The following is a 10,146-nucleotide window of genomic DNA, read 5'->3' as shown; positions in this document are numbered from 1 at the left end:
TCCAAGATGATCATCATTGCCTAGTGGCTATGGCGGAGGGGAAACACCCGTTCCCATCCCGAACACGGAAGTTAAGCCCTCCAGCGCCGATGGTAGTTGGGGCCAGCGCCCCTGCAAGAGTAGGTCGCTGCTAGGCAATGTTTCATTATTCTGCAATAGTTCAGCGACAAGCTTCACATCTTCGAATTCGCTACGAGTTGCCTCGACGCATCTCGCTTCCTTGAATTAGCTGGCAGAGGAAGAGGCAACGAGCACATTGGGAAGATGTGCATGACATATAGTTATTCATCATTCCGCAATAGCTCAGCGGTAGAGCAACCGGCTGTTAACCGGTAGGTCGTAGGTTCGAATCCTACTTGCGGAGCCATTTTTACGCTTCCATAGCTCAGTAGGTAGAGCACTTCCATGGTAAGGAAGAGGTCACCGGTTCGAGCCCGGTTGGAAGCTCCATTTATTTTCCGGCCCGTTGGTCAAGTGGTTAAGACACCGCCCTTTCACGGCGGTAACACGGGTTCGAATCCCGTACGGGTCACTCCATTTCGGCCAGTCGTCCTTTCAAGGATGATTGGCCGAAATGAAAAGTGTATACTTCCCTGATTGCTGAGATATAATAGCAATTGAATACAGCGTTTTTTTCTCATCGCGTTGGGCTATAGCCAAGCGGTAAGGCAACGGACTTTGACTCCGTGATGCGCTGGTTCGAATCCAGCTAGCCCAGCCATTATTTTTTTGTACATAAAAATGGTCATGAGCCATTAGCTCAGCAACGAGCGCTGCATCTTCGAGTTTGCTTCGAGTTGCCTCGACGCACTAGGCATCTGTGAAACAGCTGGGAGAGGAAGAGGCAGGTAGAGTGAAACGAAGCTGTAGAGTGTTATCCTAACCATGAGCCATTAGCTCAGTAGGTAGAGCAACGAGCGAAGCATCTTCGGATTTGCTTCGAGTTGTCCCGACGCATCCAACATCTTCGAATATGCTAGCAGAGGAAGGGGCATCGTTCATTGTGAGTGTATACTTGACTATGAGCCATTAGCTCAGTAGGTAGAGCATCTGACTTTTAATCAGAGGGTCGGAGGTTCGAGTCCTCCATGGCTCACCATAGCGCGGAAGTAGTTCAGTGGTAGAACACCACCTTGCCAAGGTGGGGGTCGCGGGTTCGAGTCCCGTCTTCCGCTTGGGGCGGGGCCTTAGCTCAGCTGGGAGAGCGCCTGCTTTGCACGCAGGAGGTCATCGGTTCGATCCCGATAGGCTCCATCAAGAGCAGACTGCTTGACAACCACAAGCAGCCTGCTCTTTTTTGTTATATCGGTATAAATATTCAAAATTTTGTCAAGTTGAGTCATCCCCTTTCTTTCCTCTACAATAAAGACGTAACAGGAACCGGAAAGGAGTGGGAGACAGCATGAAGCCAATTTCAATTATCGGGGTTCCGATGGATTTAGGGCAGACACGCCGCGGCGTTGATATGGGGCCGAGCGCAATGCGTTATGCAGGCGTCATCGAACGTCTGGAACGTCTTCATTACGATATTGAAGATTTGGGAGATATTCCGATTGGGAAAGCAGAGCGGTTGCACGAGCAAGGAGATTCACGGTTGCGCAATTTGAAAGCGGTTGCGGAGGCGAATGAGAAACTCGCGACGGCGGTTGACCAAGTCGTTCAGCGGGGGCGCTTCCCACTTGTGCTGGGCGGCGACCATAGCATCGCCATTGGCACGATCGCCGGGGTGGCGAAACATTATGAGCGGCTTGGAGTGATCTGGTATGACGCGCACGGCGACGTCAACACCGAGGAAACGTCGCCGTCTGGAAACATTCATGGCATGCCGCTGGCGGCGAGCCTCGGGTTTGGCCATCCGGCGCTGACGCAAATCGGCGGATACAGCCCCAAAATCAAGCCGGAACATGTCGTGTTGATTGGCGTCCGTTCCCTTGATGAAGGGGAGAAGAAGTTTATTCGCGAAAAAGGAATCAAAATTTACACGATGCATGAGGTTGATCGGCTCGGAATGACAAGGGTGATGGAAGAAACGATCACCTATTTAAAAGAACGAACGGATGGCGTTCATTTGTCGCTTGACTTGGATGGCCTTGACCCAAGCGACGCACCGGGAGTCGGAACGCCTGTCATTGGAGGATTGACATACCGCGAAAGCCATTTGGCGATGGAGATGCTGGCCGAAGCACAAATCATCACTTCAGCGGAATTTGTCGAAGTGAACCCGATCTTGGATGAGCGGAACAAAACAGCATCAGTTGCTGTAGCGCTGATGGGGTCGTTGTTTGGTGAAAAACTCATTTAATGCATGTGGGCAAAGAGGGTTGGTTGCGGGATTCACGGATATGATGATGATTTGTTCCCGCTGTTTGTGAAAGAGGGGCTGCCATTTGTTTGGCGTCCCCTCTTTTTCAGTTGTATGATACAATAAATATGTTGCATGAAACTTTTCTTGATCGAGCGCCGTAATATACAGTAAGCCGTGAGGCGGGGGTATTGTATTTTATGGATCTATTTATTAAAAAGAGAATTAAGGCGATCCAAAAAGGGGATCAAAACGCATACGCGGATCTTGTCGATTTGTATAAGGACAAGATTTACCGCCTTTGCTATCGAATGCTTGGCAATCGGCATGAGGCGGAAGATGCGGCGCAGGAGGCGTTCATCCGCGCCTACATCCATATTGATACGTACAATCCAGAAATGAAGTTTTCCACTTGGCTGTACCGGATCGCGACGAACTTGACGATCGATAAATTGCGGAAACGGAAGCCGGACGTGTATTTAGATGAAGAGGTCGGAGGCACGGACGGGTTGACGATGCAGGCTCAGCTTCCTTCCCGCGAAGCATCCCCGGAGGAGGCAGTGGAAAGCCTGGAGCTGCAAGAGACGGTGCAGCGAGCGATTGAGCAGTTGCCAGAAAAGTATCGAAGCGTGATCGTGTTGAAATATATGGAAGATTTGTCCTTGCAAGAAATCAGCGAGATTTTAGGGTTGCCGGTCGGCACGGTGAAAACGCGGCTGCATCGCGGCCGCGAAGCGTTGCGCAGGCAATTGGGTCATTTATAAGAGGGTGGGAGACTATGGAATGTCCGAAAGAAATCGTGTTGCTCATGCACAGCTATTTTGATGGAGATCTCCAGCCAGAAGGAGAGCAGCAGCTGAAAGAACATTTGCGTTCGTGCGCTGCGTGCGCTGCCCATTTTCACGAGCTGAAAAAGACGGTTGCTTTCCTCCAATATGCCGCCCACGTTGCGGCGCCGCCGTCGTTTGCAGCCAAGGTTATGGAGGCGATGCCGAAAGAGAGAAAGACCGCGCGGCTGCGCCGCTTCCTGCATCGCCACCCGCTGCTTACGGCTGCCTCGTTGTTTTTAGCGCTCACTTTAGGCAGCTTAGCTTCTTCATGGGGGGAAAGAGGCGCGTTTTCCGTCTCAGCTGATGAACATGTCATCATCCGCGATCATACTGTCATCGTGCCGAAAGGAGAAACGGTCAAAGGGGATATTGTCGTCCGCAATGGCTCGATTCGGATTGAAGGAACGGTTGATGGGGACGTGACTGTGATCCATGGAAAGAAATATATGGCGTCCGCCGGGCAAGTGACAGGGGAAGTGGAGGAAATTAATCAAGTGTTTGAATGGATTTGGTATAATATTAAAGAAAGGTTCAATCGTGCGCTCCAATCGATTGAATGATGGCAGCCATCGTTCGATGGCTTTTTCCGTGGCCATCAACAGATTGGAATTAGAGATAAAGGAAGTGTGAAGATGTCCTTCGGAGAGCTCCCCATCGTGTCATATTTGTTAAAAGTGGTTGATATCCTTGTCGTTTGGTATGTGATTTACAAGTTGATCATGATGATTCGCGGGACGAAGGCCATTCAGCTGTTAAAAGGCATTTTTTTAATTATTTTGGTTCGTTTCGTGAGCAATTATCTCGGTTTGACAACGCTGCAATGGCTGATGGATCAGGCGATCATTTGGGGATTTCTCGCGATCATCATCATTTTTCAACCAGAATTGCGGCGCGCCCTTGAGCAGCTCGGCCGCGGACGGCTGTTCACCCGCAATACGGTCAATGAAGATGAAGAGCGGATGCGAATGGTGGAAGCCATTGTAAAAGCGACCGAGTATATGGCGAAGCGACGCATCGGCGCGCTGATTTCCATTGAGCGGGAAACCGGAATGAACGATTATGTCGAAACCGGCATTATGTTAAACGCTCATGTATCGCCGGAACTGCTCATTAATATTTTCATTCCGAACACGCCGCTTCATGATGGGGCGGTCATTATTCAAAAAAACCAAATCGCTGCGGCGGCCTGTTATTTACCATTATCGGAAAGTCCATTTATTTCGAAAGAGCTCGGAACACGCCATCGGGCGGCGCTCGGCATCAGCGAAGTGACTGACAGCGTCACCGTCGTCGTGTCGGAGGAGACGGGAGCGGTATCGTTGACGAAAAACGGCGAGCTGTACCGCGATTTAACGATCGATGAGTTTCGGGAGCTGTTGACCGGCGAACTTGCTCCAGCGACGAAGGCGCCCGCTTCTTCCCGTTGGCAATGGAGGGGGAAGAAACATGGATAAGTTGATGGACCATCCTTGGTTTATTCGCGTTGTCTCCTTATTGCTGGCGATTATGCTGTATATGTCGGCCAATGTCGGGGCGAAAACCGGTGAAACGCGCAACACGTTTGGCCAGGAAGATACGGAAACGTTGATCGATATTCCGGTGGTCGCTTACTATGATGAAGACAACTTGGTCGTATCTGGCGTCCCGAAATACGTGAACGTTACGCTCCAAGGGCCGGCCAGCATTGTCAAGCCGACGGCTCTGCAACGAAATTTCGAGGTGTATGTCGATTTAACGGAATTGCCGTTAGGGACATACACGGTGCCGATCAAATACAGGGACATCTCTGACAAGTTGAAAGTGACGATTCAGCCTTCCTCCGCCAAAGTGACGATTCGTGAAAAAGTGTCGAAACGGTTTCCTGTCGGTGTTGAATTTTTCAATCGAAACAAAATGCCGGATGGCTATTCCGTTGGAGAACCGACTGTGAAACCAGATGCCGTGACGATTACCGGGGCGAAGGAACTAATCGACGAGATTGCGTTTGTCAAAGCCATCGTCGACTTAGATGGGGCGACGGAAACGCTGACGAGAGAAGCGCGCGTTCGGGTGTACGATCGACGGGGAAATGAGTTGGATATTGAGCCAGAGCCATCGTCGGTGGAAGTAACCGTGCCGGTGAAAAGCCCGAGCAAGACGGTGTCGGTTCAAGTGCGAACAACTGGGGAGTTGCCGGATGGTGTGCATCTTGTCAGCATCACGCCGGAGCCGGATCGAGTGACGATTTATGGACCGAAGGAAGTGTTGAACCATATTGACAAGCTGGAAGGATTGACAGTTGATTTGGACGACATTACCGACGATGCGACGGTAGAACTTGACGCTCCGCTCCCTGATGGAGCAAAAAACGTCGATCCAGACAAAATCAAGGTGCATATTGATGTGGAAAAAGACGTCACGCAAACGTGGAAAGACGTGCCGATCGCCGTCGTCGGCTTGCCGGATTCATACAAAGCTGAATTTGTCAAACCGCTTGAAGGCAAAATTACGGTCCGCCTTGTCGGTCCGCCCGATGTCGTCCGTGGATTGACGAAAGATGATGTCCGCTTGTATGTCGATGTTAGCGGCCTCGGCATTGGCGAACATCAAGTTCCCATTCAATGGAACCACCCTGAACAAGTCCAATGGCAGCCGTCGGCGGAAACGGCGATGGTCCATATTAGCGACAAAGCAACTGCACAATAAACTGCATAGTAAGGAGAGAGTGAACGAATGGGCAAATATTTTGGCACTGATGGTGTACGAGGAGTCGCAAATCGTGAATTGACGCCAGAGTTGGCGTTTCAAATCGGCCGCTGCGGCGGATACGTGCTGACCAAAAGCGCTGAGCGCCCGAAAGTATTGATCGGGCGCGACACTCGCATTTCCGGCCATATGCTTGAAGGCGCCCTTGTCGCCGGGCTTTTGTCGATCGGGGCTGAAGTGATGCGCCTTGGCGTCATTTCCACGCCAGGTGTCGCCTATTTGACGAAGGCGCTTGGAGCGCAGGCCGGCATCATGATTTCTGCTTCTCACAACCCGGTGCAAGATAACGGCATTAAATTTTTCGGTCCGGACGGGTTCAAGCTGTCGGATGAGCAGGAAGCGGAAATTGAGGCGCTGATCGACAGCGCGGAGGATATGCTGCCGCGGCCGATCGGGGCTGGGCTTGGGCAAGTAAACGACTATTTTGAAGGCGGACAAAAGTACTTGCAGTATTTAAAACAAACGATCGATGAAGAAGATTTTTCCGGGATGAAAATCGCCCTCGACTGCGCGCACGGGGCGACGTCATCGCTTGCGACGTACTTATTTGCCGATTTGGATGCGGATGTCGTGACAATGGGGGCTTCGCCCAATGGGCTCAACATTAACGAAGGAGTCGGTTCCACCCATCCGGAAGCGTTGGCGGCGTTTGTCAAAGAAAAAGGAGCCGATGTCGGGCTCGCCTTTGACGGCGATGGCGACCGCCTCATCGCCGTGGATGAACGCGGCAACATTGTTGACGGCGATCAAATTATGTACATTTGCGCCAAATATTTAAAAGAAACCGGCCGCTTGAAACAGCAAACCGTCGTCTCGACTGTCATGAGCAACCTTGGGTTTTACAAGGCGCTTGAGGCGCAGGGAATCAAAAGTGTACAAACGGCCGTTGGCGACCGCTATGTCGTCGAGGAAATGAAGAAGAACGGCTATAATCTCGGCGGCGAGCAGTCCGGACATATCATCTTCCTTGACTACAACACGACGGGGGACGGAATGTTGACGGCGCTCCAGCTTGTCAACATCATGAAAATCAAAGGCAAGCCGCTTTCCGAATTGGCGGGGGAAATGAAAAAATACCCGCAGCTGCTTGTGAACGTCCGGGTAAAAGATAAAGAAAAAGCGATGGAAAATGAGCAAGTCAAGAAAGTGATCGCGGAAGTGGAAGCAGAGATGAACGGCAATGGCCGCGTTCTTGTCCGCCCATCGGGGACTGAGCCTCTTGTGCGCATTATGGCGGAGGCCCAAACCGAGGAAGCGTGCCGCGCCTACGTTGAGCGGATCGCGGATGTCGTCCGCCGTGAAATGGGAGTGGAATAACCGACCGCTTGGACAACCACCCTATGCATAGACGGAACGTTCGCTTCCGTTTATGCATAGGTTATTTTATATAAAGGGATGGATAGATGATAGTTGACGCCGCTGGGAATGTCCTGTAATATTAACGTTGTTGCCTTTTTCTTGAAAGGAGGCGATGGAAGGGCGAAGAGCGGAACATGGTGAAGTGATGGCTTGCCGCAACCGTAGGCATGGCCAACAAAGCAAAAAGGTGGTTGGTTGTTGCATCGGTTTTGACGAGACAAAAGCGCCTGGACTAAGCGTTGGACGGAAGAACGCTTAGTTGACGAGGAGGAGGTTTATCGAGGTTTTCGGCGGATGCCTCCCGGCTGGAGCGATGACAGCCGCAAGTCCTCTCTTAAAACAAAGGGGTGACCCTTTGCACAAAGGGGAGGATGTCATCGCGCGAAACGAAGAAGGGAGTCTGCCGCCCGTGGATCGGCGAGACCCCGAACATGTTCTTTGACAACTGAACAGGAAAGACGGTTCTCGTTAGCGGCAGCCTCCAAGATGAAAAGGAGGAACATTTGCCATGTGCGGCATTGTTGGCTATATCGGTTATCAAGATGTGAAGGAAATTTTATTGCGCGGATTGGAAAAACTCGAGTATCGCGGCTACGATTCGGCGGGGATCGCTGTGTTGAACGAAAGCGGCGTGCATGTGTTTAAGGAAAAAGGACGGATTGCTGATTTGCGCCGCATCGTCGACCCGAACGTCAACGCGACGGTCGGCATTGGCCATACACGCTGGGCGACACACGGGGCGCCAAGCCGAGTGAACGCCCACCCGCATCAAAGCGCTTCAGGCCGTTTTACGCTCGTGCATAACGGCGTCATTGAGAACTATGAAATGGTCAAGCGCGATTATTTAGCCGATGTTGCGTTTCAAAGCGACACGGACACGGAAGTGATCGTTCAGCTCGTGGAGAAGTTCGTCAACGACGGACTGGCAACGGAAGAGGCGTTCCGAAAAACGCTCTCGCTGCTAAAAGGATCGTACGCCATCGCCATGATCGATGCGCAAGACGAAAACACCATCTATGCGGCCAAAAACAAAAGCCCGCTTCTCGTCGGCTTGGGCGATGGATTTAACGTTGTGGCGAGCGACGCGATGGCGATGCTTCAAGTGACGAATCAATTCGTCGAACTGATGGATGGGGAGCTCGTTATCGTCACGAGCGAGAACGTCACGATTCAAACGCTCAACGGTGAAACAGTCAAACGGAAGCCATTTACGGCTGAGCTCGATGCGAGCGACATTGAAAAAGGGACGTATCCGCATTACATGCTGAAAGAAATTGATGAGCAGCCGTTCGTCATCCGCCGCATCATTCAAAAATACCAAGACGAAAACGGCGGATTGACGATTGACCAAGCGATCATCAACGAAGTGCTGAACGCTGACCGCCTGTACATTGTCGCGTGCGGAACGAGCTACCATGCAGGTCTCGTCGGCAAGCAGTTGATCGAATCGTGGGCGAAAATTCCGGTGGAAGTGCATATCGCCAGCGAATTTTCGTACAACATGCCGCTGTTGTCGGAAAAGCCGCTCTTCATCTTTATCTCGCAAAGCGGCGAAACGGCCGACAGCCGCGCCGTGCTCGTGCAAACGAACAAACTCGGCTATAAAGCGATTACGATCACGAACGTCCCAGGTTCGACGCTGTCGCGGGAAGCCGATTATACGCTCCTGTTGCACGCCGGTCCGGAAATCGCCGTTGCCTCGACAAAAGCCTATACGGCGCAAATTGCTGTGCTTGCGATTTTGGCCGCCGCGGCGGCGAAAGCGAAAGGCTTTGAGCTGGACTTTGACTTGACGAAAGAGCTTGCCATCGTCGCCAATGTGATGGAAATGCTGTGTGATGCGAAAGAAGAAATGGAGAAAATCGCAAGCGACTACTTGACGCTGACGCGCAACTGCTTCTTCATCGGCCGTGCCGTTGACTACTATGTCTGCCTAGAAGGCGCGCTGAAGCTGAAGGAGATCTCTTACATCCAAGCGGAAGGGTTCGCCGGCGGCGAGCTGAAACACGGCACGATCGCCTTGATTGAGGACGGCACGCCGGTCATCGCCCTCGCCACCCAAGAGCACGTCAACTTAAGCATTCGCGGCAACGTAAAAGAAGTCGTCGCCCGCGGCGCGAACCCGTGCGTCATCTCGATGCGCGGCCTGGAAGGCGACGGCGACCGCTTCATCATCCCGGCTGTCCATCCGGATCTTACGCCGCTTGTGTCCGTCGTGCCGTTGCAGCTGATCGCATACTATGCCGCCTTGCACCGCGGCTGCGACGTCGACAAACCGCGCAACTTGGCGAAGAGCGTGACGGTGGAGTGAGCGGTTCGTTGGTCGGAAAGACTGTTGTTGAATGACAAAAAAGTCGGGTACTTGACAAAAAAGTCGGGAACCGGACAAAAAAGTTGGGTACCGAACAAAAAAGCCGGGAACTGAAAGCCTGTTGGTGAATCCAGCAGGCTTTGGTTTTTCCTATTACTGTTATTTGACAAAAAAGTCTTGTCCTGTAAAACTCGATCCGATTTTTACTAACGGGTTCGGATTTGAATTACAAAATAATAAATAACTATTTAAAAAGAGGTGCAATTCGCACCTCTCTTATACATATATTAACAAGCAAATTAACTTTTTAAATAAATGTATTTATAAACAATTTCTTTTTTACTAATTCGCTTTTATCACATTTTGCAATTTTTCCATCACTCGTGATAAAGATGAGATTGAATTTATTGTCTCGAATCCTTCAATATCTAAAGAATGATTTGCATTTTGAATAATCTCTAAATTTAAATTTACCCGTGGTGCTAGATAAAACTCAGACAAGCATAAAAATAGCCCTTGCTGGCGGATCTCCAGTAGAATGAAAGTGTCACCCAACATTCGAAAGGAGAATCCCCATGCAAGAGCACTTTCATTTTACT

General features: G+C 51.1%; 7 protein-coding genes, 7 tRNA genes and 1 rRNA gene. All 15 read left to right on the top strand.

The window, feature by feature from the left end; all coding sequences use genetic code 11:
• Positions 1 to 19 precede the first annotated feature (19 nt).
• The 15 genes from rrf (at position 20) to glmS (ending at position 9,547) form a co-directional block, all read left to right on the top strand.
• A 5S ribosomal RNA gene (rrf, locus tag ACVBDQ_RS17035) occupies positions 20 to 136 on the top strand.
• 156 nt (positions 137 to 292) lie between these two features.
• Positions 293 to 367: transfer RNA gene (locus ACVBDQ_RS17030), tRNA-Asn, on the top strand.
• A gap of 7 nt (positions 368 to 374) precedes the next feature.
• A tRNA-Thr gene (locus ACVBDQ_RS17025) sits at positions 375 to 450 on the top strand.
• A gap of 10 nt (positions 451 to 460) precedes the next feature.
• Positions 461 to 532 (top strand) — tRNA-Glu (locus ACVBDQ_RS17020).
• Between the two features lie 114 nt (positions 533 to 646).
• Positions 647 to 721, top strand: a tRNA-Gln gene (locus ACVBDQ_RS17015).
• Between the two features lie 302 nt (positions 722 to 1,023).
• Positions 1,024 to 1,099: transfer RNA gene (locus ACVBDQ_RS17010), tRNA-Lys, on the top strand.
• A gap of 4 nt (positions 1,100 to 1,103) precedes the next feature.
• Positions 1,104 to 1,175 (top strand) — tRNA-Gly (locus ACVBDQ_RS17005).
• Positions 1,176 to 1,181: 6 nt separating this feature from the next.
• Positions 1,182 to 1,254: transfer RNA gene (locus ACVBDQ_RS17000), tRNA-Ala, on the top strand.
• Between the two features lie 148 nt (positions 1,255 to 1,402).
• Entirely contained in the window at positions 1,403 to 2,302 is a 900-nt protein-coding gene (gene rocF, locus ACVBDQ_RS16995) for an arginase (protein ID WP_021322054.1), read from the top strand.
• Positions 2,303 to 2,502: 200 nt separating this feature from the next.
• Positions 2,503 to 3,066, top strand: a complete 564-nt coding sequence (sigW, locus tag ACVBDQ_RS16990; RefSeq protein WP_011229662.1) for an RNA polymerase sigma factor SigW — start codon at positions 2,503 to 2,505, stop codon at positions 3,064 to 3,066.
• Positions 3,067 to 3,080: 14 nt separating this feature from the next.
• Positions 3,081 to 3,692 carry an anti-sigma-W factor RsiW gene (rsiW, locus tag ACVBDQ_RS16985; protein ID WP_011229663.1) on the top strand — a complete coding sequence of 204 codons (612 nt, stop codon included), beginning with the start codon at positions 3,081 to 3,083 and terminating at the stop codon, positions 3,690 to 3,692.
• A 72-nt stretch (positions 3,693 to 3,764) separates the two neighbouring features.
• Positions 3,765 to 4,586, top strand: a complete 822-nt coding sequence (cdaA, locus tag ACVBDQ_RS16980) for a diadenylate cyclase CdaA (RefSeq protein ID WP_011229664.1) — start codon at positions 3,765 to 3,767, stop codon at positions 4,584 to 4,586.
• Positions 4,579 to 5,817 carry a CdaR family protein gene (locus tag ACVBDQ_RS16975; protein WP_021322053.1) on the top strand — a complete coding sequence of 413 codons (1,239 nt, stop codon included), beginning with the start codon at positions 4,579 to 4,581 and terminating at the stop codon, positions 5,815 to 5,817. Before cdaA ends, ACVBDQ_RS16975 begins: the two co-directional genes overlap by 8 nt.
• 27 nt (positions 5,818 to 5,844) lie before the next feature.
• A complete protein-coding gene (glmM, locus tag ACVBDQ_RS16970; RefSeq protein ID WP_023634438.1) occupies positions 5,845 to 7,194 on the top strand; it encodes a phosphoglucosamine mutase in 1,350 nt (449 codons plus the stop codon).
• A 550-nt stretch (positions 7,195 to 7,744) separates the two neighbouring features.
• Positions 7,745 to 9,547: a glutamine--fructose-6-phosphate transaminase (isomerizing) gene (glmS, locus tag ACVBDQ_RS16965; RefSeq protein WP_446663362.1), complete on the top strand. Its 1,803-nt coding sequence runs from the start codon at positions 7,745 to 7,747 to the stop codon at positions 9,545 to 9,547.
• Positions 9,548 to 10,146: the final 599 nt, after the last annotated feature.

It is taken from the genome of Geobacillus sp. CCR (assembly GCF_052906625.1).
Note: the sequence above shows the minus strand (reverse complement) of the source record. Positions and strands in the feature narration are given on the sequence as shown.

Excerpts from the sequence above, each read along its gene's own strand:
- rocF (WP_021322054.1), top strand. The coding sequence starts at position 1,403 with ATGAAGCCAATTTCAATTATCGGGGTTCCGATGGATTTAGGGCAGACA.
- glmS (WP_446663362.1), top strand. The coding sequence starts at position 7,745 with ATGTGCGGCATTGTTGGCTATATCGGTTATCAAGATGTGAAGGAAATT.
- rsiW (WP_011229663.1), top strand. The coding sequence starts at position 3,081 with ATGGAATGTCCGAAAGAAATCGTGTTGCTCATGCACAGCTATTTTGAT.
- ACVBDQ_RS16975 (WP_021322053.1), top strand. The coding sequence starts at position 4,579 with ATGGATAAGTTGATGGACCATCCTTGGTTTATTCGCGTTGTCTCCTTA.
- sigW (WP_011229662.1), top strand. The coding sequence starts at position 2,503 with ATGGATCTATTTATTAAAAAGAGAATTAAGGCGATCCAAAAAGGGGAT.
- cdaA (WP_011229664.1), top strand. The coding sequence starts at position 3,765 with ATGTCCTTCGGAGAGCTCCCCATCGTGTCATATTTGTTAAAAGTGGTT.
- glmM (WP_023634438.1), top strand. The coding sequence starts at position 5,845 with ATGGGCAAATATTTTGGCACTGATGGTGTACGAGGAGTCGCAAATCGT.